Here is a 21,923-nt window from a genome sequence, read left to right as displayed (position 1 = left end):
CTATCCACGCGTCACAATCCCCGATAAGCTCCTTTGTGGGAAGCCAAAATCCGTGGCCTTAAAGCGAGCGACAGAAGCTGCATGTCGATCAAAGCCGCCATCTATCATCTGACCCACTACAAATATGACCGCCCGGTCACGTTGCAGCCGCAGGTCATTCGCCTGCAGCCGGCACCGCATTCCAAAACCAAGGTGCTCAGCCACTCGTTGCGGGTCAGCCCGAGCCTGCACTTCGTCAATGTGCAGCAGGACCCCTATGGCAATTTTCTGACGCGCTTTGTCTTTCCCGAGCCGGTGACCGAACTCAAGATCGAGGTCGACCTGATCGCCGACATGACGGTCTATAATCCGTTCGACTTCTTCGTCGAGGAGAGCGGCGAGACCTGGCCCTTCCAATATCCCGAGGATCTGCGCAACGATCTGACGATCTATATGAAGCCAGAGCCGGCCGGGCCGCTGCTGCAAAAGTTCCTTGATGGGCTCGACAAAAGCCCGAAGAACACCGTCACTTTCGTGACCGATCTGAACGCCCATCTGCAAAGCGTGGTGAACTATATCGTTCGCCTCGAACCCGGCGTCTGGACGCCCGAGGAAACGCTGGGCAATGGCAAGGGCTCCTGCCGGGATTCGAGCTGGCTGCTGGTCAACATTCTGCGCCATCTGGGCCTGGCCGCGCGCTTTGTCTCTGGCTATCTGATCCAGCTCAAGCCTGACATTGTATCCCTCGATGGCCCGGCTGGCACCGACCACGATTTCACCGATCTGCATGCCTGGGCGGAAGTCTATCTGCCCGGCGCTGGCTGGATTGGCCTTGACCCCACCTCTGGCCTGCTGACCGGCGAAAGCCACGTGCCGCTGGCAGCAACGCCGCATTATCGTAATGCGGCGCCAATCTCCGGCTTTGCCTCTTTCGCCGAAGTCGACTTCGCCTTCGACATGCGGGTGACCCGGATTGCCGAGCATCCACGCATCACCAAGCCATTCTCCGACGAGAGCTGGGAGCGACTCAACGCCCTGGGCAAAAAGGTCGATGAAAAGCTCAATGAGCAGGACGTGCGCCTCACTATGGGCGGCGAGCCGACCTTCGTGTCCATCGATGATTTCGAGGCCGGTGAGTGGAATGCGGACGCAGTCGGTCCCACCAAGCGGCGCCTGGCCGATCAGCTGATCCGCCGTCTGCGCCAGCGTTTTGCCCCCAATGGCATGCTGCATCACGGCCAGGGCAAGTGGTATCCGGGGGAGACCCTGCCGCGCTGGACCTTCTCACTCTATTGGCGGGTCGACGGCAAGCCGGTGTGGCAGGATGAAAAGCTGATCGCCCAGGAGGGCATCAAGACCGATGCCACGCATGAGGACGCGCGAAAATTCCTCGATGCGTTTGCGCGCAATCTCGGCCTGACGGGCGAAACCATCGATGAGGCCTATGAAGACCCCGGCGAATGGCTGCTCAAGGAAGCCAATCTGCCGGCTAATGTCGACCCGGCCAATTCCGAACTGGCCGATCCCGAGGCGCGCTCGCGCATTGCCAAGGTGTTCGAGAGGGGCCTGACCCATCCCACCGGCTATGTGCTGCCCGTACAACGCTGGAATGCCAAGGCCTCCAGCCCCTGGCTGACTGAAAAATGGAAGACCAGGCGCGGCAAGCTGTTCCTGACGCCCGGCGACAGCCCGGCCGGCTATCGCCTGCCATTGAGCTCGCTCAAGCATTTGAAGCCGACCGACTACCCGCATGTGGTGCCCCAGGACCCGGGTGTGCCGCGCGGCCCCCTGCCCGATCCTGAAGAAATCCTCGCGCGCAGCAAGACCGGACTTGAAACCGATCCGCGCGCCCAGGCCGCTGCCGGCTTCACCGCAGCGACTGAGCAACAGGACATCACCGAACAAGTCATCAGCGAGATCGAGGGCGAGGTGCGTACCGCCGTCACCGCCGAAGTGCGCGAGCATCGCCTTTGCATTTTCCTGCCGCCGGTGGAGAAGCTGGAAGATTTCCTCGAACTGATCGCAGCGGCTGAGGCAGCGGCCAAGGAAATCGGCCAGCCGGTCCATCTTGAAGGCTATGCCCCGCCGCAGGACCCGCGTCTCAACGTCATTCGTGTGGCACCCGATCCGGGCGTCATCGAGGTCAATATCCATCCCGCTTCAAGCTGGGAAGATTGCGTGGCCACGACCGAAGCGGTCTATGAGGAGGCACGCCAATGCCGCCTCGGCGCCGACAAGTTCATGATCGATGGCAAGCATGTCGGCACTGGCGGCGGCAATCATGTCGTCGTCGGCGGGGCGACGCCGCATGACAGCCCTTTCCTGCGCCGGCCGGACCTCTTGAAGTCGCTGGTGCTGCATTGGCAGCGGCACCCCTCGATGAGCTATCTGTTCTCCGGCATGTTCATCGGCCCGACCAGCCAGGCCCCGCGCCTGGATGAGGCCCGCCACGACAGCTTGTATGAGCTCGAAATTGCCATGGCGCAGGTACCGGCGCCAGGCGAGGGCACCCCGCCTCTGCCCTGGCTGACCGATCGCCTGTTCCGCAATCTGCTGGTCGATGTCACCGGCAATACGCATCGCGCCGAAATCTGCATCGACAAGCTCTATTCCCCCGATGGTCCGACCGGGCGGCTGGGGCTGGTGGAGTTCCGCGGTTTCGAAATGCCGCCCAATGCGCGCATGTCGCTCGCCCAGCAATTGCTGATCCGGGCCCTGATTGCTCGCTATTGGGACAAGCCGCTCTCGGGCGACTTCACGCGCTGGGGCACCAGCCTGCACGACCGCTTCATGCTCGGAAGTTTCGTCTGGCAGGATTTCCTCGGCGTGCTTGAGGACCTCCGCCAGCACGGATTTGATTTCGAACCCGAATGGTTCGCCGCCCAGCTCGAATTCCGCTTCCCCTTCTGCGGGGAAGTCGAAGTGGATGGGGTCAGGCTCGAACTGCGCCAGGCGCTGGAGCCCTGGCATGTGATGGGCGAACAGGGCGCGATCGGCGGCACGGTGCGCTTTGTCGATTCCTCGGTGGAGCGCCTGCAGGTACGCCTTGAGGCCGCCAATCCCTCCCGCTACACGGTGACCTGCAACCAGCGCCCAATGCCGCTGCAACCCGCCGGCGCTACAGGCGAAGCCGTGGCCGGGGTTCGCTTCAAGGCCTGGCAGCCGGCCTCCGGCATGCATCCGGCCATACCGGCGCACGCGCCGCTGGTTTTCGACATTTACGACAACTGGACTGGCCGTCCGATCGGCGGCTGCACCTATCACGTTGCCCATCCGGGCGGGCGCAATTACGAAACCTTCCCGGTCAATGGCAATGAAGCCGAGGCCCGGCGCCTCGCGCGCTTCGTGCCGCACAATTACACGCCGGGCGGCTACCAGCTCACCCCGGAAAAGCCTGCGGACGAATTCCCGCTAACCCTTGACCTCAGGCGGCCAGCGCGGTTCACGTAGTCCATGAGTTCGCGGAATCAACAGACCCGCGGCAAGCCCCCGGCCGGCCCCAGCATCATCGCTGACTACCGCCTGCTGCCCGGCGTGCCGGACGAGATGATCGACCCGTCCGGCGCCATACGGCCCGGCTGGGATAAACTCATGGCGGCCTTCGATGCGCTGGGCCCCACCGAACTGGCTGCCCGGGTCGAGCGCGCCGACCAGTATCTGCGCGATGCCGGTGTCTTCTACCGCAAATATGACGGAGCCGAAGGCAAGGAACGCGCCTGGCCGCTGGCCCATATCCCGCTGCTGATCAATGAAGCCGACTGGGTACAGATTTCGAGCGGGCTGACCCAGCGCGCCGAACTGCTCGAGCGGATCGTGGCCGATATCTATGGCAGCAACACGCTGGTGCAGGAGGGTCTGCTCCCCCCCGAACTGATCGCTCAGAACAGCGAGTTCCTGCGCCCCATGGTAGGGGTGCAGCCGGTCAGCGGACATTACCTGCACTTTTGTGCTTTCGAGCTTGGCCGTGGTCCCGACGGCGCCTGGTGGGTGCTGGGTGACCGCACCCAGGCCCCGTCCGGTGCCGGTTTCGCGTTGGAAAACCGCGTGGCCACCACCCGCGCGCTGTCCGAAATCTACGCCTCGCTGAATATCAATCGGCTGGCCGGCTTCTTCCGCGGCTTCCGCGATGCGCTGTTCAACCAGGCTCAACGCGATGGCGGTCGCGTCGGCATTCTCACCCCCGGCCAGCTCAACGAAACCTATTTCGAACACGCCTATATCGCCCGCTATCTCGGGCTGATGCTGCTTGAGGGCGAGGACCTGGTGGTCGAGGACGACCAGGTCATGGTGCGGACTGTTGCCGGTCTCAAACCCGTCAGCGTGCTCTGGCGACGGCTTGATGCCAGCTTCGCCGACCCACTCGAATTGCGCTATGACAGCCATATTGGCACGCCCGGCATGGTCGAGGCCCTGCGATCGGGTTCGATCTCCATGATCAATGCGCTGGGTACCGGCATCATGGAAACCCGGGCCCTCGCAGCCTTCATGCCGCGCCTCTGCAAGCACCTATTGGGGACCGGGCTCGAACTGCCCGAAATCGCCACTTGGTGGTGCGGCCAGGGCGCCGAGCGCGAATTCGTGCTCGACAATTTCGATCAGCTCATGATCGGCCCGGCCTTCTCCACGCAACTGCCCTTCGACGATCTGCGCGGTACCGCCCTTGGCGCCGGCATGACCGCCGAGCAGAAGGCAGACCTCAAATCCCGCATTGCCAATGATGGCGGCTCCTATGTCGGGCAGGAGCCAGTCCGGCTCTCCACGGCCCCTGTCTATGTCGATGGCAAGCTCGAACCGCGGCCCATTACGCTGCGCGTCTACGCCGCCCGTACCGATGACGGCTGGACCATCATGCCCGGCGGCTTTGCCCGCGTCGGTTCCACCACCGATACGACGGCCCTGGCCATGCAACGCGGCGGCCAGGCGGCGGACGTCTGGGTGCTGTCGAGCAAGCCGGTCGAGCAGGTCTCGCTGCTGCCGCGCGAGGGCGAAAAGCTGGTGCGCAACGCCCCCGGAAATTTGCCCAGCCGCGCCGCCGACAATCTGATCTGGCTGGGACGTTATGCTGAGCGCTGCGAAGCCTCGGTGCGGATCCTGCGCGCCTATAATGCCCGGCTGGCCGAGCTCTCCAAGCCGGATTTGCCGATCCTGACCCATTGCGCGGCGCTGCTTGAAACGCTCGATGTCGATGCCGCTGAAGCCATGCCGCAGGGACTGCTGGCCTCCATCGACAGCGCCGTGCACAGCGCTGGGCAGATCCGCGACCGCTTCTCACCCGATGGCTGGCTGGCGCTCAACGATCTGCAAAAGACCGCGCAGCGCTTCGCGGCACGCATCAGCACTGGCGACGACGCCACGCGGGCCATGACGGTGCTGCTGCGGAAGCTGGCGGGCTTTTCGGGCCTTGTGCATGAGAACATGTACCGCTTTGCCGGCTGGCGTTTCCTGGAACTTGGCCGGCGCCTGGAACGCGCCATTCAGATCGCACGGGTGACGGCCTGGCTGACAGCGCCCGAAGCGCCCGACGGTTCGGTTGAGATGCTGCTTGAAATCGGCGACAGCGTCATGTCCCACCGCCGCCGCTATTCGGTGACCGCCGGAGCGCAGAGCGCAATCGACCTTCTGGTGCTCGATCCATTGAACCCGCGATCGGTACTGTTCCAACTGGCCGAATTGCGCCACCAGATCGAATCCCTGCCCGGCGGCATTGATGACGAGCAACTGTCTCCCGCCGCCAGGCTGGCGCTGGAAATTCACACCGGGCTTGTGATCGCCGAAGCCAGCGAGATGACGCCGGAGCGGCTCGACCGCCTGGCAAGTGAGATCGGCATGCTGTCCAGCCTGATCGCTGCGGCTTACTTCACCTGAGGGACCACAGCCAATGCTCTACGATATCCGGCTGACCCTCGAATATGACTATGACGCGCCCGTGCATGGCGGACGGCACCACATTCGCGTGGCGCCCGCCAACGTGCCGGGCCTGCAACGCGTCATCGCCTCCTCGCTATCGGTGGAACCGGCACCGGGCCGCCAGAACGGGTTTCTCGACTTCTTCGGCAATTCGGTCACCGCCATCACTATGACCGAGCCGCACGACAAGCTCGCCATCCGCCTGAGTGCCCGCGTGCAGGTCGAGGAATTTTCTCCGCCAGCCGATTTCTCGCCGCCGCTCGACCAGCTCGGCCGCGAGGTGGGACAATACTGGTCCGTGGCACCAACCAGCCCCCAGCATTTCCTGGCCGCCTCGTCCCGGGTGCAGATCATTCCGGCCATCACCGGATATGTGCGCGAGGTCACTGCCGGCGCAGCGACCACGCTTGGTGTGGTGACAGCGCTCTGCATGGCCATCCACCGCGACTTCGAATATGACCCCAAGGCGACCGACGTCGAGACGCGCCCCGCCGAGGCCTTCGGACTAAAAAAGGGCGTGTGCCAGGATTTTGCGCATGTGATGATTTCAGGGCTACGCGGCATTGGCGTTCCGGCCGGCTACGTGTCGGGCTTCCTGAGGACCAATCCCCCCGAAGGACAGGCGCGCCTGGAAGGGGCTGACGCCATGCACGCCTGGGTGCGGGCCTGGTGCGGCCAGCATCTGGGCTGGGTCGAGTTCGACCCCACCAATGCCATGATTGCCGGGCCCGACCACATCTCGATCGGGCATGGGCGCGACTATGCCGATATCTCCCCCATTGTAGGGGTACTGCGCACCCATGGCTCACACGAAACCAAACAATCGGTGGACGTGCTGCGCGTCGAATAGCGCCCCACGGAACCAAATGCAGCATCGCCTCGTTTTCTCGGCACGCGGGCCTGACGGCCCCGTCAGGAAAGGACCGGCCGATCCGGTCCGCAGGAGAGCGAGAATGAACCAGTCCCCGTTCACAAGCCATGCTGGCACAAGCCGGGTCACCGCAGCCACTTGGAGCGACGATCTGCTCAATCCCCAGCCGCGCTTTGCCGAAGTGGCCATGGCGCTGCTGCCCGCTTCGCTGATCCTGGCCACCGCCACCGCGCTGCTGGTTGCCCTGCTCTAGGGTCGAGACGGCAAACCAGCCAACAAGATAACAACCCGGAGGGTTTCCATGGGTACCATACTTCTTATCATTCTCGTTCTTCTGCTGATCGGCGCGCTGCCGACCTGGGGTTACTCGCGTGGCTTCGGATATTTCCCCTCGGGCATTCTGGGCGTGATCTTGGTCGTCGTGCTCATTCTAGTGCTCATGGGCCGCATCTAGCCACCGAACAAAGCCAAACGGGCACGCCAGGTCCCTCTGGTTTCCTTCAAAAAGGAATGTGCCCTCGCGGATCGATGGACGCCCCCCTTTCGATCCGCCCCTTTTGCCCCGACACGCCACAGGCCTGTCGGGGCTTCTTTTTCTCTGCCCAACCCACGGAACTCCGTCCACACCCCGGCGTTGTTCCGACAACCCGACAAGGAGCGTCCAATGGCTACGACTTCCGACATGGCCCCCACCCGCCGCAAAGCAGGCGCCGCCAAGACCGAGACCCGCGAACAGGAACTCGAGGCGCAAGTCGCCCAGTTGCAGGCCGATATCAAGGCAATTACCGAAACCTTGGGCAAGCTGTCTGGCGAAAAGGTCGGTGAGGCCCGTGCTCTGGCGACCAGCGAGGTGAAACATCTCCAGCAACGTGGCCAGGAGATGCTCGATGAAGCGCAGGGCCAGTTTGACCAAGCCGAAAGGCAGCTCAAGGACACCATTCGCGAAAAGCCCCTGACGGCAGTAGCCGCCGCCGCCGGCGTTGGTTTCATCTTCGCCCTGTTGACCCGGCATTAGGCATGGGACTGCTCTCGCCGCTTGCATCGCTCTTGGGGCAGGAGATCGAAGGGTTGGTGTCGAAGGCTAGGACCGTCGCATTAGTCTGGGCCCTGATTGGTCTTTTCTGCGCCCTTGCCACCGGCTTCCTGATCGCAGCCGGCTTCATGGTTCTAGCCGATATGGTCGGCCCGATCATGGCCGCGCTGATCTTTGCGGGTAGCTTCTTTGGCCTCGCGCTGATCGTTTACCTGGGGGCACTGATCGCTCGCAGCCGCCGTCGGCAGAAACTGGCCGAACGCCGGCGCGCAAACGAAACCGGCGCCCTGCTCACCACTGCCGCCATCACGGCATTGCCTCTATTGGCCAAATCGCCCGGCGTGCTGCGCCTGGGTCTGCCGATTGCAGCCATTGCTGCGATCGCCCTACTGCGTGACGGCAAGAAATCCGAGTAGCGCTGACGCCGCAGGCGTCAACGCTCCTTGGCCCGCATCATGTCCCTGGCCGGGCGGATAATCGGAAGTGCCAGCGGGTGCAACTTCAGGGCAACGCGTGTCTCCAGATCGATCAGTTCCCCATCGATAACTGCATGAGTGCCGCCTTTGCGCTTGGGGAAATGCAGCACCAGTTCGCGCACTTCGGTCTCACTGACGGCGGGATTGGCGCGCCAGCGCCCGGTCATCACATCGAGCACCAGGCTAAGCAGTTCGTTAGTGGACACGCTGCGGGCCACATAGACACCCAAATGCCCTGAATCGAGTGACTCGGCGATGGGTACTGGACTGTCATCGAGCGGATTATTCGACACCGCCACCCCGGTGGCCGTCATGGTGCGGTCACCCTCCTGAGTGTGCAACTGTACCTCGAAGCGCGGCGGATTGACCGCGGCAGCAAAGATGGCCCGGAGGCTGGCCAGCATCTTGCCGAGGCGGCTGCGATAGGCCATGCCATCGCGGATACGTACCAGCCTAGCATGAATGCCGACGCCGAACTGGTGCACGAATGGCCTGCCATTGGCCGTGGCGATATCAATACGCGCGACCTCGCCTCGGGCGAGGGCCTCGAGCGCGCGATCGAGTTCGGGAGGCATGCCCAGAGCCCGTGCGAACAAGTTCATGGTACCGGCCGGGAGCACTCCAAGGGGTTTGTCATGCCGAAAGGCAATGGCCGCCGCCGTCGAAATTGTGCCGTCCCCGCCCCCGGCGATGATCGCCTCGACCTCAGGGTCTTCAGCGGCGGCCTTGATGGCTGTCGCGACATCCTTGCCAGCCACAATCTCGCAGTCCAGCGCATGCCCCTGCTCCGCGAAGACACCCCTGGCCGTAGTGCACAGCGCATCGAGATCCATGGTCTTCAGGGTCCCGCCGTCCTTGTTGAAAATGGCCCTGATTTTCAATCAATCTCATCCTTTGCTGCGGTCTTGTGGCTACCCAGCTCGGGAAGCCGGACGGAGACGTCCAAGCCGCCGCCATCGGCTCTGGCATAATGTGGCTCGCCGCCGAACTGTCCGGACAGTTGCTTGACGATGACTGAACCCAGCCCGGTTTCCGTTTCAGCGCCCTGGGGCAGGCCGACGCCATTGTCGCGAACGCTCAGCAACGGCACCCCATCATTGTCGCGCGCCAGGGTGACACTAATTGTACCGCGGCGCTCGTCGGGAAATGCATATTTGAGGGCGTTGGTCACCAGTTCGCCCACTAGGATACCGAGCGTAGTGGCGTCCCGCGCGCTGACTTCGATGGGCGAGAGCGCGCCGCGCACAACAATGCGTTCGCCATCGGTCTGGGTTTCGGCGAGGTCTTCCAGCACGGCGGTCAGAAATTCGTCGGCCCTGGCCGTTTCCAGATCATCGCCCAGCCGCAGGCGGCGATGGGCCGACGCCACCGCATGCACCCGCAATCGGGCCGCCTCAAGCGCTGTGCGCACATCGTCCGACTGGGTGCGCATGACCTGCAAGGCCAGGAGCGAGGAGACCGTCGCAAGCGAATTGCCGATGCGATGATTGGTTTCCTGCAACAGGGCCTCGACGCGCTGGCGCTCGCGCTCGGCGTGCGCGCGCGCTTCCTCGATATCCCGTGTCCGCTCGGCCACTTCCTCTTCCAGGGCTTCGTTCTGGCTCAACAGGCCACGATGGCGCTGGGCCAAAGCGCTTACCTGCCTCTGGGTGCGCATGAGGAGCGCATAGGCCAGGATTGCGGCAGCCGCCAACGCCGCGATCAGCGCCGTCACAAGACCCGTGCGGGTCTGGTCGATCTGCTGGTTGCGATGGGCCAGCTTGATATCTTCTTCGGCGATGAAATCTTCCAGCGTGGCGCTGACCTCGGCCATCAGGCGGGCGCCCATGCCGGTCTCGGTCAGGGTCTGCGCCTCTTCATTGCGCCGGGTCGACACCAGCTCCACGGTGCGGTTCATCTCGGCCATCTTGCTCGAAATGTCGCCGGTAATGCTGACGACGCGGTCGCTTTGCCCGGGATCGTCCGTCGTCATTTCCATCAGCGCGGCCACCCGGCGGTCCAGGCTTGAGACCGCTTCGCGATAGGGTTGCAGGAATTGTGGATCGGCGGTGAGCAGATAGCCGCGCTGGCTGGCCTCGGCCTGGCTCAGCGCGTGAGTCAACTCGCGCGCGGCAATACGCACCGCATAGGTTTCGGCTATGTCACGAAGCTGCCGATCGATGCCCTGCATCATCATCAGGGCCGCCATGGCCGCCAGGCAGACCAGCCCCAGCGAAACCCAGACGGCAAGGCGCCTCGTGCCCGGCCGGGCAAGATGCGGTCCGTCGACGCTTACAGGCCAGTCAGCCAAAACGCTCATCTCCTGCTCCTGCGGAATCGACCGCTGGTCCGAGCAATGCTTGGTGGCGGTGGCAGCATTGAGGCCAAGGGACTAGATCAGGGGACGGACCGGCTCGCCCAGTCCTTCCCAGCCAGCAATCTGGGCCAGTCCATCGGCATCGAGCACCTCGCAACTCCGCCCAAGCCAGCGGATGAGACCCTTATTTGTTAACTTGCGCAATGTTTTGTTGGTGTGAACGATGGAGAGGCCCAGCGTGTCGGCGACATGCTGCTGGGTCAGGGGAATGGAGACCAACGCCTGTCTACCCCCGAGCCCCACGGCAACAGCCCGCGCGTGAAGGAAGGCCAGAAGATAGGCCGCCCGTTCCAGCGCGGTGCGCCGCCCCAGGCTAAGCAGATGACCATCCAGCATGCGCTCTTCGCGCGCGGCCAGCCAGGTCACATCAAACGCCAGGCCGGGATGACTGCGAAACAATTCGTCAAGCCGGTCACGCTGGAAGACGCAAAGGACAAGCGGCGACAGCGCTTCGACCGAATGCTCCATTTCGCCGATGACTGAACCCTGCAGGCCCACCAGATCGCCGGGCAGCATATAGTTCAGAATCTGCCGGCGGCCGTCGTCCAGCATCTTGAACCGGAAAGCCCAGCCTGAGAGCAATGTAAAAAGATGTGCGCTGTGGGTGCCCTCCGCGAGAATGACGGCGCCCGATTCGGCAGTCATTTCTCCGGTCTTGAAACTAGAGACAAACTTCAACTCGCTGGCGGTGAAGTCTCGAAACCAAGGCAAAGCGCGTAGCGGGCATTGCTCGCAAGGCACGCGCCGCCCAGAAGATGGAAGGACCAGACTCAAATGAATACCTGACGCTTTTGACGCTGGAGGGCCAAACGTGCTGCGCACACAGGGCGTTCCCGACATGTCAAAGTTAAATGACAATGGCGGGGCAAGGGCCGATCAGGGGTGCACATTAACAGAAAGTGCCCCCATGCTGAACGGCCGAACGGCACTCGTAGTCGAGACCGAAATCATCATCGCGCTGGGGATACAGGAGGTTCTGCAATCTTTGGGCGCCGGCAAGGTTGTCCTGGCGCGCAACCCGGCCGAGGCCAATGAGCGTCTGCCCGACTGGCAGACGGTGGTCCTGGCCGTTGTCGAGATTGAGGCCGACAAGATCGGTCTCATCGAGTTTGCCCGGCAGTTGTCGCAGAGCGGCATTGCCGTGATTGGATTGAGCACCGACAGCATACAGGCACAAGGGGTGCCGGAATTGCCCGACACCCCCGTTCTTCTCAAACCATTGCCTGATGCGGACCTGGCCCAAGCCATCCGGGTCCGCCTTGGTCAGAACCCGTGATTGCCTGAAGTCACCTGCGCAGAAACGGCATCGGGACCATAATCGGACTCGCCGCTGATCTTGAGCAGTTCGGTCAGCCGGGTCCGGGCGCGGCTGACTCGGCTCTTCATGGTGCCCACGGCACAGTCGCAGATCGAAGCGGCTTCTTCATAGGAAAAGCCCGAAGCGCCTATCAGAATGATGGCCTCGCGCTGGTCATCGGGCAGCTTGGAAAGGGCCTGCTTGAAGTCTTCCAGGTCCATGGAACCATATTGAGAGGGATGCACCGAAAGCCTCTCAGTAAAGGCGCCATCACTATCCTGCACTTCGCGGCCACGCTTGCGCATTTGGCTGTAGAACTCGTTGCGCAGAATGGTGAAGAGCCAGGCCTTGATATTGGTGCCCATCTCGAAGCTGGACTGCTTGGCCCAGGCTTTCATGACTGTGTCCTGCACCAGATCATCCGCCTTGTCGTGTTTGCCGGTTAAGGACACGGCAAAGGCCCGCAGGCTGGGCAGGGTCGCAAGCATTTCGCGTTTAAAGGAGGTACCCTCGGCACTCATCCCTCTACTCCCCACCGCGATCAGACGACTTGCCGCTCTGCGCACTTTCGGCGCTGTCGAGCTTTTCGAGCAGGTCGAGAAGCTGGTCAGGTACCCCTTCGTCCTGAACCGCTCCATAGAGGGCACGCAGACGAGACCCGATATCCGATGTCGGACCGAGTCCATCTTCCGCCCGCCCCGCCTGCATGCGCACACGTTGCTGCGTCACCAAATTATCCTTCTTCATTCCGTAATCGACCGATCAGTCCTGATTGTCGCCCATTTCCGATGCCCCAATGCCTAGGGCGTTATAAAAGTTCCCACCCGTTTGGAACTTTTATCGCCAATGTACGTTTTTGGCCTTCGTGAGGTACAGTACCACAAGCGTCACCTGGGAGTTTTCGTCTATGTCCTTGTCCACGCGGATCGCACCGCATCTGCCGTACCTGCGGCGTTTTTCACGCGCTGTCACTGGTTCGCAGACTTCCGGCGACGCCTATGTCGCCGCCACCCTCGAAGCACTGATCGCCGATATCTCCCTTTTCCCCGAAGCCAGCAACGACCGCATCGCGCTTTATAAGCTCTTTTCCGCGCTGTTTTCGTCCTCTGCGGTGAAGGTGCCGGAACCTGCTTCCAGCTTTGCCTGGGAGCAGCGTGCCGCGGCCAACCTGGCCAATCTGGCCCCCCTGCCCCGTCAGGCTTTCCTGCTGGTGGCCGTCGAAGGGTTCACCAATGCCCAGGCGGCCGAAATCCTCTCGACCAGCGAGGACGGATTCGCCGAACTGCTCGACCAGGCCTCGACCGATATTTCCCGGCAGGTCGCTACCGAGATCATGATCATCGAGGATGAACCGCTGATCGCCATGGACATTGAACAGATGGTCCAGAGCCTCGGCCACAAGGTGGTCAGCATTGCCCGCACCCACAAGGAAGCGGTCAACCTCTTTAATCAGACGCAACCGCGCATGATCCTGGCGGACATCCAACTGGCTGACGGCAGTTCCGGCATTGATGCGGTCAACGACATTCTCAACACCCATTCGGTACCGGTGATCTTTATCACCGCCTTCCCCGAACGGCTGCTGACAGGCGAGCGCCCCGAGCCGACCTTTCTCGTGACCAAGCCGTTCAATCCGGACATGGTCAAGGCCCTGATTAGCCAGGCGCTGTTCTTCGATGAAGGCTCGCGCGCAGCGGCGTAACCCCGTGAAGCTATCGTAAACCCGTGAAGCTATAAAGAAAAAGGCCGGCAGCAACCGGCCTTTTTCTTTGCCTGGGGAACTTGCTTGGATCGAGCAGCGTTGTCCATGCAACGAACAAAACATGGAGTTTCCCATGCTGTATTATGCCTTGGTCTTTCTGGTTATTGCGCTGATCGCCGGCGTTCTCGGTTTTGGCGGCATTGCCGGCGCTTCGGCCGGTATCGCCCAGATCCTGTTCTTCCTGTTCCTGGCTTTCCTGGTCATCTCGCTGGTGATCGGTTTGTTCCGCAGGGGGACTTAGGAGTAGGTTCAAATTGATCTGAGTAAGCGGCGCTCCACCTGGGGCGCCGCTTCGCCTTATGGGGCTGGAAGCCAGTCATCAATCTGGCCACTCACCTTATAGGCAACCAGACCAATCCATTCGCGGATGGCAGTTGTCGCGGTTTCGAGATTGCGGGTGGGATTGGCCAGATCCAATGCCAGGCTTTCCTGCCCCGTGCTGCGGAAATCCGTGGGCCAGGGGATCACATCTATCCCCTCTTTCCGGAACAGCCCCATCGAACGCGGCATGTGGAACGCAGAGGTGACCAGAACGATTTCACCTTCCGCACCCGCCAGCAGCTCGCGCGTGAAACGGGCGTTCTCAATGGTGTTGCGGGAGGTGCCTTCGAGGACCAGTCGGCTATCCTCAATCCCCATGGCGAGGAAAAAACGCCGCGCTGTCTCGGCCTCGCTCTCCGCTGCATCCGCAACCAGGGCACCGCCGCCCGACAGTACGATCCGCGCGGCAGGATATTGCTGCGCCAGCCACAGGGTTGTCGTAAGGCGCTCGCCAGCATCGTTGAGCGCCACAATCTTCCGCGCCGTACTGGGCCTTGCCGTCGTCGCGCCACCCAGCATCACAATCGCACTGACGTTTGATGGGACCCGCGGTTCGCCGAAACGGTTCTCCAGCGGCTGGATGAGCAAGGCGCCAATACTGGTGTAACTGACGAAGCCTACGGTGATCAGCACCAGCGCCAGGGTGGCAATAGCCGCTTTCCGCCGGCCCATCAGCACCAGGACAAGCCCCGTCAGCACCAGCAGGAACACGATGCTGATCGGCTGCGCAACGAGCCAGAACAGCTTCGAGACCACATAGAACATGAAGTACCCCAATACCGCGGATGCGGGCAAAACCCGCTTTTTCGCTTGCTATCTCACAGGCTTCTGGTTTTCTACCAGACGGTCAAGATTGCCAGTCTCATAATAGGCAATCGCCAGTCAGGAAGGCGCCCCAATGCGGGCCAATGGTGAGCATGAAGCAGGCAGAGCCCGCAAGAGCGGCGCTATCGCCGGTTGTAGAACTGCGCGATCTTCACAAGTCCTTCGGGCCCCTGGAAGTGCTCAAAGGCATTTCTTTCACAGCGCGCGAGGGTGAAGTCGTTTCCCTGATTGGCTCCTCCGGCTCGGGCAAATCCACCCTGTTGCGCTGCATCAATATGCTTGAAATCCCTGACAATGGGGATGTGCTGATCGATGGCGAGACCATTGTGCTCAAGGGCAATGGGCAAGGACGCCATATCGGGGACGAACACCAGATCCGCCGCATCCGCTCCGAACTGGGCATGGTCTTCCAATCCTTCAACCTCTGGGCGCACATGACCATTCTGGAAAACGTCATGGAGGCGCCGCTGGTAGTGCAAAAGCGCGACCGGGCGGAGGTCGAGGCCGAGGCCCGCGCCATGCTTGACAAGGTGGGGATCGGCGCCAAGGCAGACGCTTATCCCGCCCAGCTGTCCGGTGGCCAGCAGCAACGCGCCGCGATCGCCCGCGCCCTGTGCATCAATCCGCGCGTTATGCTGTTCGACGAGCCCACTTCCGCGCTCGACCCCGAACTCGAAGTTGAGGTGCTGCGCGTCATCAAGCTGCTCGCCGACGAAGGCAGGACCATGATCCTGGTGACCCATGACATGGATTTTGCCCGAACTGTCTCGGATCGCGTCATCTTCCTGCACCAGGGCCTGATCGAAGAGGAAGGCTCGCCCGACCAGGTCTTCGGCGCCACCAAATCCACCCGTCTCAAACAGTTTCTCAATGCTGCCAGCCACGACTGACATGCATGGAAAACGACCCGGAAAACCGGGCGCAATCGCAACCCGAACACATAAACGGAGAACGAGAATGAAAAAGACCATGCTGGTCGCAGCCGCCGTTCTGGCCCTGGCCACACCCGCCTTCGCCCAGGACACTGTCCGCATCGCCACCGAAGGCGCTTATGCGCCCTGGAACTTCCTCAACGATGCGGGTGAACCCGCCGGCTACGAAATCGACCTGGGCAATGCCATCTGCGAAAAAGCGGAGCTGAGCTGCGAGTGGGTCATCAATGACTGGGATTCAATCATCCCCAACCTGCTCGCTGGCAACTATGATTTGATCATGGCCGGCATGTCGATCACCGATGAACGCCTCGAAACCATCGACTTCTCGGACAACTACTTCCCGCCCGATCCGTCCAAGTTCGTCGCCGCTGCCGGTGCCGGCCTCGATTTCGCCAACCTCTCCGGCGCCCGCGTCGGCGTACAGGGCGGCACGATCCAGGCCGGCTATGCCGAGGAAAACCTGGGCGGGGCCAACACCATCGTCACCTTCTCGACCGCTGACCAGGCCATGGCTGACCTGGCCGCCGGCAATCTCGACACCATCCTGGCCGACGGCGCCTATCTCGAGCCGGTTGTGAACGCCTCGAACGGCGCTATCGAATTCGTCGGTGAGGACGTGATGATCGGCGGCGGCGTGGGTGCCGGCGTGCGCAAGGAAGACGCTGAACTCAAGGCCACCGTCAACGAGGCCCTGGCCTCTCTTAAGGCCGATGGCACTGTGGACGCATTGATCGCGCAGTGGTTCGACGGCATGGGTCCGTTCTTCGCCGAATAAGCCCAAGGCACAATCCGGCCTCTCCCGGCAGCGGGAGGGGCCTTTAACCGCGAAAGAGCGGCATGTTCGAAGACCTCGCCTTCTGGCTCGGCTACATCACCAATGGCAAGCACCTGACCTGGTACGCCAGCTTCCAGTTCACGATCTATGCCGCCCTGCTCGGCGGGGCCCTGGCCGTCGTCTTCGGCCTCACCGGCGCAACGCTGAAGAATTCGCGGTTCTTTGCGCTGCGCCTCCTTGGTTCGACCTATTCATCCATCGTGCGCGGCGTGCCCGATGTCCTGTTCTTCCTGTTTTTCCCTCTCGCTTTTGAACAGGGTGTGGAATGGCTGGTGTCCACCCAGGTCTGTTCACCCGAGGCCATCGCCGCACAGACTGCCCCATGGCCGCCCTGCCGCGAGGCCAACTGGTTTCTCGGCACCACCGAATATCTGCTGCTTGCCAGCGTCTCGCTGGGCCTCGTCTATGGCGCCTTCGCCACCAACGTCATTCATGGCGCCATGCGCGCCGTGCCCGCCGGCCAACTTGAGGCAGCCCGCGCCTATGGCATGAGCGCGAGCCAGGTGCTCTGGCGCGTGCATATCCGCCAGATGTGGGTCTATGCCCTGCCCGGCCTCTCCAATGTCTGGATGCTCATTGTCAAGGCGACTTCCCTGCTCTCGCTGCTGCAGATCGCCGATATCGTGCTCTGGGCTGACAGGCTCGGCGCGCCCAACTTCTTGCCCGCCGTGGGCCTGGTTCACGATGACTGGCGCTGGCGCTACTACCTGGTGCTGTTCGTCTTTTACATCCTGGTCACATGGCTCTCCGAGCGCGCCTTCGAGGCGCTGATGCGCCGCACCGGGCGTGGCATTCTCTCCGAGGTGCCGGCCTGATGGACGCGTTTCTCAAGGATCTGGCCATTATGGCCCCGGCGGTGGTGTTCAACATCTATTTCGCCCTTGCCTCGATCCCGCTTGGCTTCCTGTTCGCCATCTTCCTTGCCCTGGGCAAGGCTTCAGCCAATCCGCTGATCAACCGGCTCTCGCGCGGCTATATTTACGCCTTCCGGGGCTCGCCGCTCTTCATCCAGTTCTTCATGTTTTATTCGCTGGCGCTCTCGCTCAACCTGACGGTGTGGCGACCGCTCGGCATATCCGGCTTCGTGCTGCATCCCCTTTTCATGGGACCGCTGGTGCTGGTGCTCAATACCGCCGCCTATACGGCCGAGATTTTCTATGGTGCGCTGCGCGCCGTGCCGCGCGGCGCTGTGGAAGCGGCCAAAGCCTATGGTATGAGCCGAAGCCAGCAGTTCCGCCGCGTTGTCTGGCCCAATCTGATCCGCCTGGCCTGGCCGGCCTACACCAATGAGGTGGTGTTCCTGTTCCATGCTACGGCCATCGTCTACTTCGCCCTGCCGGTGGTTGGTGCGCAGGCCGATCTCATGACCACCGCCAAGACCCTGTTCGAACGCGACTTTAATGCATTCCTGCATTTTTCGGTCGCTGCGCTCTATTTCCTCGCGGTCTCGCTGGTGGTGTTCTTCCTGTTCGGTCTGGTCTATCAGCGGCTGATGCGTCATCTGCCGGCCCAACCGGGCCTGCGCTTTGCGCCCAAATGGCTGCGCTGAAACAAGGAACGAGCATGAAAGTGATTGCTGACCTCTGCATCGTTCCGATGGGCGTGGGCCCCTCGGTGTCCGCCTATATCAGGGAAGTGCGCGAGGTGTTGGCGACCACCGGCCTTACCCACGACATGCACGCCAATGGCACCAATATCGAAGGCGAGATGGCCGATGTCAGTGCCGCGGTGGAGGCCTGTTGCGCGCGCCTGCATGAGATGGGCGTCGAGCGCATTTTCTGCACCATGCATTTCTCGACCCGTATCGACAAACCCCAGTCCATGGCCGACAAGCTCGCCCGTCTCGCCTGAAGAAATACACAATGACCTTTACTCAGCATCAGCAGCAGTTGACCGGCGATGCGCCCGGCCACTCGACCACGCTCTACTGGTATTCCGTTGGTCCCGAGACCGCCGAAACCAAGGTCTATCTGCAAGCGGCGCTCCATGCCGACGAACAGCCTGGCACCATGGCGTTGCACCACCTGCTGCCCATGCTGCGCGACGCGGACGCTGCCGGCACGCTCAAGGCACGCTTCGTGGTGTTCCCCTCGGTCAATCCGCTGGGCCTCGCCACCCGTGTGCTACGCCGCCATATCGGCCGCTATGACCTGGAAACTGGCGTCAATTTCAACCGCCGCTGGCCTGATCTGTATCCGCTGATCGCCGAGGCTATCGCCGGCAAACTCGGTGATGATGCAACAGCCAACGTGCAGATCATCCGCCAGGCCGTCGGCGACTGGATCGACCGGCAGCAGCCGACCACTGCCGCACAGCGCCTGCGCCTGCTGATCCTGAAGGCCGCCCATGACGCCGATATCATGCTCGACTTGCATTGCGACGATGAGAGCCTGAAACACATCTTCACGTCGCCCGACCTGATGCCGGGCCTGCAGGATCTGGCCGACCGCATGCAGGTGGCAGCGACGCTGACCGCCGAAGACAGCGGAGGCGGCTCGTTCGATGAGGTCTTGCCCAACCTCTATCGCAAGGCCCAACGCGCCAATCCCGACTTTCCAATTCCGATGGGCGCCGAAACGGCGACGCTGGAATATCGCGGCCAGGCCGATACGCATGACGAACTGGGGCGCGAGGATGCAGAGGGGCTGTTCGACTTCTTTGCCGGCCGCGGCTTGATCGACGCAAAGCCCGCACAAGCCAAACCCGCTCCGGGTCCCACCCCGTTTGAGGCCACCGAAGTCTTGCGTGCCGACCGGCCGGGTCTGTTGGCCTACCGCGTGGGTCTGGGCGACCGGGTCGAAAAAGGTGATGTCGTGGCGGATATCATCGCCATGGACGGACCGGAGGCTTTTCTGGCACGCACCCCGCTCCGCGCGGGAACGGATGGCTTCATCCTCTCCCGCGCCAGCGCTAAGTATGCAGTGGCAGGGTCATCTGCGGCCAAGATCGTGGGCAGCGACATCCTGCCCACGCGCGCTGGTGGCTACCTGCTGGAGGACTGACGCTAGTTACGCGCCAGGCCCCATTGCGCATGATCGAGCGCGGTCATCACGCCGCGCAGTTCGGCAAGACCCTTCATGCGGCCGATGGTCGGATAACCCGGCTGCGAGCGGCGGCCGAGATCGTCCAGGATGTCCTGACCGTGATCCGGCCGCATCGGGATTTCCCAATCCGCGCGGCCTTCAGCCTTGCGGCGCCGTTCTTCGGTGAGAATGGCAGCGATCAGAGCTACCATGTCGGTGTCCCCGGCCAGATGCTCGGCCTCGAAGAAGGAACCGGCAATGTCTTCGCTGTCTCGCTTGACGTTGCGCAGGTGCAGGAAATGCACCTTGGGGCCAAAGCGCTCCATCATGCCGGGCAGATCGTTGTCCGGCCGCGCTCCGAGCGATCCTGAACACAGCGTCATGCCATTGGCGGGGCTGTCGACGGCCTCGAGAATGTACTTGTAGTCTTCTTCGGTCGACATGATGCGCGGCAGACCCAATAGCGCAAATGGCGGATCGTCGGGGTGGCAGCAGAGCCTGAGACCCAGATCTTCGGCCACCGGCACCACCTCTTCCAGGAAATTGACGAAATGCACCCGCAATTGCTCGCGGCTGATGGCGCCATATTCATCGAGGTGCGCCTGCACGTCCTCGAGTGACATGGATTCGGTGGAGCCAGGCAGCCCCATGGTGACATTGCGCCCGAGCTGCTTCTGCTCGTCCTCGCTCATGGCTTCGAAACGTCGCGCTGCCTCGTCGGCAATGGCGTTGGTGAAGTCAGCCGCCGCGCCGGGACGCTTGAGGATGTGGATGTCGAAGGCAGCAAAATCATTGATATCGAAGCGCATGCAGGAGCCGCCATTGGGCACCGTCCAGCGCAGGTTGGTGCGGGTCCAGTCCAGGACCGGCATGAAGTTGTAGCAAATGGTCTCAATGCCGCTATCGGCCAGATGCTTCATCGAGATCTTGTAGTTGGCGATATGCTCCCGCCAGTCGCCCTTCTGCTTTTTGATGTCTTCGGTGACCGGCAGGCTTTCCACCACATCCCAGGTTAACCCCGACGCCGAACCGTCCTTCCGCGTCGCGATCTCCTCATGGCGCTTGGCAATTTCCTCAGGCGACCACACCACGCCATTGGGCACCTGGTGCAAGGCGCTCACCACACCTGCCGCACCGACCTGGGTAATATCGTCAATACTGGTCAGGTCCTTGGGGCCGAACCACCGCCACGTCTGTCGCAAGTCAAAACTCCATTCTTGTATGGAAGCTCATGCCATATTCGGCGCGGCACTGAAAGCCTCAATCATTGGCCAGCGCCAGCAGAGTTTGGACATGGCACGGCGTACCCGACCGGCACCAGCATGCGAGGTTCTTGCCGCTGAGAGCCGTGCGGATTTCGGCCTGCGAGGGACGCGGCCGGTCGGCCTCGATTTCCCCTGCCAACCAGCGCGCATGGCGGGCCACCGCTTCGGCTTGCGCGGCATCCCGCGCAAGCCCGGTTTCAGCCACCACAGCGGCGATGGTGAAGGGATTTCCCCAGGGGCTGGGGCGCGCTACCGATTGGGCCGGCAGGCCATTCAGCGCCTGCGACACGGCCTGAAGATCGAACCCCGCCTTGCGGGACAGGACAATGCGCGCCGGTTTCATTTCCGCATGTTCCGATCAAAGACGAATTTGGGCATTTCCCATTTCAGCACCAATGCCAAAACACGCAGTGTGAAGCCGACGGCAATGGCAATCAGCACCATCAAATCGCCGGGCATGCCGTTGGTCAGGCCAAGAAAGTAGATCACCCCGGTAATCAGCGACACTGTGGCATAGAGCTCCCCCTGAAAGATCAGGGGAATGTCGTTGCACAACACATCGCGCAATACGCCGCCGGCCGTTCCTGTGACCATGCCCGCGACAATCACGATGATGGGGTGCACGCCGGACTCAATACCGATATTGCAGCCGATGACGGTGAACACCACCAGCCCCAGCGCATCGAGCAGGAGGAAGGGCCATTTGAGGCGGTCGACCAGCCGGGCCAGCGGAATGGTTAGCAGGGCCGCCCCGCAGACCAGCAGCAGCACATAGGGATTTTCGACCCAGACCAGCGGATAGTGGTCGAGCAGGATATCGCGCAGGGTGCCACCGCCCAGCGCCGTGACACAGGCAATCAGGCACACCCCGAACCAATCCATATTGCGCCTCCCGGCCGCCAGTGCGGCGGTCATCGCCTCCACGGTGATGGCGATGTAGAAGGCGATAGTCAGCATGGGGCGGGTCTCCAGATGCGTCGAAACCGGGTTGTCCGGACAACGTTACGCCATCACCATCTGCCCGTCGCCCTATATGGA

The 21,923-nt window shown here is 62.2% G+C and carries 25 protein-coding genes; 16 read left to right on the top strand and 9 right to left on the bottom strand.

Features of this window, described 5'->3' with window-relative positions; all coding sequences use genetic code 11:
* Positions 1-81: 81 nt before the first annotated feature.
* From ACE4RL_RS07570 to ACE4RL_RS07540, 7 genes are all read left to right on the top strand, one after another.
* On the top strand, positions 82-3,429 hold the full coding sequence (locus ACE4RL_RS07570; protein ID WP_375599890.1) for a DUF2126 domain-containing protein: 3,348 nt from the start codon (positions 82-84) through the stop codon (positions 3,427-3,429).
* A 3-nt stretch (positions 3,430-3,432) separates the two neighbouring features.
* Positions 3,433-5,844 (top strand): circularly permuted type 2 ATP-grasp protein, encoded by a 2,412-nt coding sequence (locus ACE4RL_RS07565; protein ID WP_375599889.1) that lies wholly within the window; start codon positions 3,433-3,435, stop codon positions 5,842-5,844.
* A gap of 13 nt (positions 5,845-5,857) precedes the next feature.
* Positions 5,858-6,736 carry a transglutaminase N-terminal domain-containing protein gene (locus ACE4RL_RS07560; protein WP_375599888.1) on the top strand — a complete coding sequence of 293 codons (879 nt, stop codon included), beginning with the start codon at positions 5,858-5,860 and terminating at the stop codon, positions 6,734-6,736.
* Positions 6,737-6,839: 103 nt separating this feature from the next.
* A complete protein-coding gene (locus ACE4RL_RS07555; RefSeq protein WP_375599887.1) occupies positions 6,840-7,010 on the top strand; it encodes a hypothetical protein in 171 nt (56 codons plus the stop codon).
* A 48-nt stretch (positions 7,011-7,058) separates the two neighbouring features.
* Entirely contained in the window at positions 7,059-7,211 is a 153-nt protein-coding gene (locus ACE4RL_RS07550) for a DUF3309 family protein (protein WP_183310705.1), read from the top strand.
* 210 nt (positions 7,212-7,421) lie between these two features.
* Complete coding sequence (locus tag ACE4RL_RS07545; protein ID WP_375599886.1) at positions 7,422-7,772, top strand: DNA gyrase subunit B; 351 nt, start codon at positions 7,422-7,424, stop codon at positions 7,770-7,772.
* A 56-nt stretch (positions 7,773-7,828) separates the two neighbouring features.
* Entirely contained in the window at positions 7,829-8,206 is a 378-nt protein-coding gene (locus ACE4RL_RS07540; protein ID WP_375599885.1) for a hypothetical protein, read from the top strand.
* Positions 8,207-8,223: 17 nt separating this feature from the next.
* Here the strand turns inward: ACE4RL_RS07540 and ACE4RL_RS07535 are convergent, their stop codons facing one another.
* The 3 genes from ACE4RL_RS07535 to ACE4RL_RS07525 all read right to left on the bottom strand — a co-directional run bounded on the left by ACE4RL_RS07535 (position 8,224) and on the right by ACE4RL_RS07525 (position 11,396).
* The gene (locus tag ACE4RL_RS07535; RefSeq protein WP_375599884.1) at positions 8,224-9,147 is read right to left on the bottom strand and encodes a diacylglycerol/lipid kinase family protein; all 924 of its coding nucleotides are present in this window, start codon (positions 9,145-9,147) and stop codon (positions 8,224-8,226) included.
* Positions 9,144-10,565, bottom strand: coding sequence for a sensor histidine kinase (locus ACE4RL_RS07530; RefSeq protein WP_375599883.1), 1,422 nt, complete (start codon positions 10,563-10,565; stop codon positions 9,144-9,146). The genes ACE4RL_RS07535 and ACE4RL_RS07530 overlap by 4 nt, the downstream gene beginning before the upstream one ends.
* A gap of 72 nt (positions 10,566-10,637) precedes the next feature.
* Positions 10,638-11,396 (bottom strand): Crp/Fnr family transcriptional regulator, encoded by a 759-nt coding sequence (locus ACE4RL_RS07525; protein WP_375599882.1) that lies wholly within the window; start codon positions 11,394-11,396, stop codon positions 10,638-10,640.
* Between the two features lie 133 nt (positions 11,397-11,529).
* Here ACE4RL_RS07525 and ACE4RL_RS07520 point away from each other — a divergent pair, with 133 nt between their 5' ends.
* On the top strand, positions 11,530-11,898 hold the full coding sequence (locus ACE4RL_RS07520) for a hypothetical protein (RefSeq protein ID WP_375599881.1): 369 nt from the start codon (positions 11,530-11,532) through the stop codon (positions 11,896-11,898).
* Here ACE4RL_RS07520 and ACE4RL_RS07515 read toward each other — a convergent pair.
* The gene (locus tag ACE4RL_RS07515) at positions 11,886-12,440 is read right to left on the bottom strand and encodes an RNA polymerase sigma factor (RefSeq protein ID WP_375599880.1); all 555 of its coding nucleotides are present in this window, start codon (positions 12,438-12,440) and stop codon (positions 11,886-11,888) included. The genes ACE4RL_RS07520 and ACE4RL_RS07515 overlap by 13 nt on opposite strands.
* Positions 12,441-12,444: 4 nt before the next feature.
* Positions 12,445-12,648: a NepR family anti-sigma factor gene (locus ACE4RL_RS07510; RefSeq protein WP_375599879.1), complete on the bottom strand. Its 204-nt coding sequence runs from the start codon at positions 12,646-12,648 to the stop codon at positions 12,445-12,447.
* 178 nt (positions 12,649-12,826) lie between these two features.
* On the opposite strand from ACE4RL_RS07510, the gene ACE4RL_RS07505 reads away from it, so the two are divergent.
* The gene (locus ACE4RL_RS07505; protein WP_375599878.1) at positions 12,827-13,621 is read left to right on the top strand and encodes a response regulator; all 795 of its coding nucleotides are present in this window, start codon (positions 12,827-12,829) and stop codon (positions 13,619-13,621) included.
* Between the two features lie 133 nt (positions 13,622-13,754).
* Positions 13,755-13,922, top strand: a complete 168-nt coding sequence (locus ACE4RL_RS07500) for a DUF1328 domain-containing protein (protein WP_183310713.1) — start codon at positions 13,755-13,757, stop codon at positions 13,920-13,922.
* Between the two features lie 56 nt (positions 13,923-13,978).
* On the opposite strand, the gene ACE4RL_RS07495 is transcribed toward ACE4RL_RS07500, so the two are convergent.
* Positions 13,979-14,767 carry a YdcF family protein gene (locus ACE4RL_RS07495; protein WP_375599877.1) on the bottom strand — a complete coding sequence of 263 codons (789 nt, stop codon included), beginning with the start codon at positions 14,765-14,767 and terminating at the stop codon, positions 13,979-13,981.
* A 152-nt stretch (positions 14,768-14,919) separates the two neighbouring features.
* Between ACE4RL_RS07495 and ACE4RL_RS07490 the strand changes: the two genes are divergently transcribed.
* From ACE4RL_RS07490 to ACE4RL_RS07465, 6 genes are all read left to right on the top strand, one after another.
* Positions 14,920-15,717: an ABC transporter ATP-binding protein gene (locus ACE4RL_RS07490; protein ID WP_375599876.1), complete on the top strand. Its 798-nt coding sequence runs from the start codon at positions 14,920-14,922 to the stop codon at positions 15,715-15,717.
* Positions 15,718-15,784: 67 nt separating this feature from the next.
* Positions 15,785-16,537 carry a transporter substrate-binding domain-containing protein gene (locus ACE4RL_RS07485; protein ID WP_375599875.1) on the top strand — a complete coding sequence of 251 codons (753 nt, stop codon included), beginning with the start codon at positions 15,785-15,787 and terminating at the stop codon, positions 16,535-16,537.
* A gap of 62 nt (positions 16,538-16,599) precedes the next feature.
* On the top strand, positions 16,600-17,412 hold the full coding sequence (locus ACE4RL_RS07480) for an ABC transporter permease subunit (protein ID WP_375599874.1): 813 nt from the start codon (positions 16,600-16,602) through the stop codon (positions 17,410-17,412).
* On the top strand, positions 17,412-18,146 hold the full coding sequence (locus ACE4RL_RS07475) for an ABC transporter permease subunit (protein WP_375599873.1): 735 nt from the start codon (positions 17,412-17,414) through the stop codon (positions 18,144-18,146). Before ACE4RL_RS07480 ends, ACE4RL_RS07475 begins: the two co-directional genes overlap by 1 nt.
* A 14-nt stretch (positions 18,147-18,160) precedes the next feature.
* A complete protein-coding gene (locus ACE4RL_RS07470) occupies positions 18,161-18,448 on the top strand; it encodes an MTH1187 family thiamine-binding protein (protein ID WP_375599872.1) in 288 nt (95 codons plus the stop codon).
* Between the two features lie 11 nt (positions 18,449-18,459).
* Entirely contained in the window at positions 18,460-19,599 is a 1,140-nt protein-coding gene (locus ACE4RL_RS07465) for a succinylglutamate desuccinylase/aspartoacylase family protein (protein WP_375599871.1), read from the top strand.
* 2 nt (positions 19,600-19,601) lie between these two features.
* Here the strand turns inward: ACE4RL_RS07465 and uxuA are convergent, their stop codons facing one another.
* Genes uxuA through ACE4RL_RS07450 form a run of 3 tightly spaced genes read right to left on the bottom strand, consistent with a single transcriptional unit; the run spans position 19,602 to position 21,842 of the window.
* Complete coding sequence (uxuA, locus tag ACE4RL_RS07460) at positions 19,602-20,822, bottom strand: mannonate dehydratase (protein ID WP_375599870.1); 1,221 nt, start codon at positions 20,820-20,822, stop codon at positions 19,602-19,604.
* 58 nt (positions 20,823-20,880) lie between these two features.
* On the bottom strand, positions 20,881-21,228 hold the full coding sequence (locus tag ACE4RL_RS07455; protein ID WP_375599869.1) for a DUF4326 domain-containing protein: 348 nt from the start codon (positions 21,226-21,228) through the stop codon (positions 20,881-20,883).
* Positions 21,225-21,842, bottom strand: coding sequence for a trimeric intracellular cation channel family protein (locus tag ACE4RL_RS07450; protein WP_375599868.1), 618 nt, complete (start codon positions 21,840-21,842; stop codon positions 21,225-21,227). Before ACE4RL_RS07450 ends, ACE4RL_RS07455 begins: the two co-directional genes overlap by 4 nt.
* Positions 21,843-21,923 lie beyond the last annotated feature (81 nt).

Origin of the sequence: Devosia polycyclovorans, from assembly GCF_042181575.1 — a bacterium.
Lineage (GTDB): Bacteria > Pseudomonadota > Alphaproteobacteria > Rhizobiales > Devosiaceae > Devosia > Devosia polycyclovorans.
This window is presented reverse-complemented; position numbering and strand designations above follow the sequence as displayed.

What these genes read in the sequence shown, in the direction of transcription:
- ACE4RL_RS07470 (WP_375599872.1), top strand. Translation starts at nt 18,161, where the DNA reads ATGAAAGTGATTGCTGACCTCTGCATCGTTCCGATGGGCGTGGGCCCC.
- ACE4RL_RS07505 (WP_375599878.1), top strand. Translation starts at nt 12,827, where the DNA reads ATGTCCTTGTCCACGCGGATCGCACCGCATCTGCCGTACCTGCGGCGT.
- ACE4RL_RS07455 (WP_375599869.1), bottom strand. Translation starts at nt 21,228, where the DNA reads ATGAAACCGGCGCGCATTGTCCTGTCCCGCAAGGCGGGGTTCGATCTT.
- ACE4RL_RS07530 (WP_375599883.1), bottom strand. Translation starts at nt 10,565, where the DNA reads ATGAGCGTTTTGGCTGACTGGCCTGTAAGCGTCGACGGACCGCATCTT.
- ACE4RL_RS07465 (WP_375599871.1), top strand. Translation starts at nt 18,460, where the DNA reads ATGACCTTTACTCAGCATCAGCAGCAGTTGACCGGCGATGCGCCCGGC.
- ACE4RL_RS07515 (WP_375599880.1), bottom strand. Translation starts at nt 12,440, where the DNA reads ATGAGTGCCGAGGGTACCTCCTTTAAACGCGAAATGCTTGCGACCCTG.
- ACE4RL_RS07485 (WP_375599875.1), top strand. Translation starts at nt 15,785, where the DNA reads ATGAAAAAGACCATGCTGGTCGCAGCCGCCGTTCTGGCCCTGGCCACA.
- ACE4RL_RS07555 (WP_375599887.1), top strand. Translation starts at nt 6,840, where the DNA reads ATGAACCAGTCCCCGTTCACAAGCCATGCTGGCACAAGCCGGGTCACC.
- ACE4RL_RS07500 (WP_183310713.1), top strand. Translation starts at nt 13,755, where the DNA reads ATGCTGTATTATGCCTTGGTCTTTCTGGTTATTGCGCTGATCGCCGGC.
- ACE4RL_RS07475 (WP_375599873.1), top strand. Translation starts at nt 17,412, where the DNA reads ATGGACGCGTTTCTCAAGGATCTGGCCATTATGGCCCCGGCGGTGGTG.
- ACE4RL_RS07490 (WP_375599876.1), top strand. Translation starts at nt 14,920, where the DNA reads ATGAAGCAGGCAGAGCCCGCAAGAGCGGCGCTATCGCCGGTTGTAGAA.
- ACE4RL_RS07550 (WP_183310705.1), top strand. Translation starts at nt 7,059, where the DNA reads ATGGGTACCATACTTCTTATCATTCTCGTTCTTCTGCTGATCGGCGCG.
- ACE4RL_RS07450 (WP_375599868.1), bottom strand. Translation starts at nt 21,842, where the DNA reads ATGCTGACTATCGCCTTCTACATCGCCATCACCGTGGAGGCGATGACC.
- ACE4RL_RS07560 (WP_375599888.1), top strand. Translation starts at nt 5,858, where the DNA reads ATGCTCTACGATATCCGGCTGACCCTCGAATATGACTATGACGCGCCC.
- ACE4RL_RS07480 (WP_375599874.1), top strand. Translation starts at nt 16,600, where the DNA reads ATGTTCGAAGACCTCGCCTTCTGGCTCGGCTACATCACCAATGGCAAG.
- ACE4RL_RS07495 (WP_375599877.1), bottom strand. Translation starts at nt 14,767, where the DNA reads ATGTTCTATGTGGTCTCGAAGCTGTTCTGGCTCGTTGCGCAGCCGATC.
- ACE4RL_RS07520 (WP_375599881.1), top strand. Translation starts at nt 11,530, where the DNA reads ATGCTGAACGGCCGAACGGCACTCGTAGTCGAGACCGAAATCATCATC.
- ACE4RL_RS07565 (WP_375599889.1), top strand. Translation starts at nt 3,433, where the DNA reads ATGAGTTCGCGGAATCAACAGACCCGCGGCAAGCCCCCGGCCGGCCCC.
- ACE4RL_RS07545 (WP_375599886.1), top strand. Translation starts at nt 7,422, where the DNA reads ATGGCTACGACTTCCGACATGGCCCCCACCCGCCGCAAAGCAGGCGCC.
- ACE4RL_RS07570 (WP_375599890.1), top strand. Translation starts at nt 82, where the DNA reads ATGTCGATCAAAGCCGCCATCTATCATCTGACCCACTACAAATATGAC.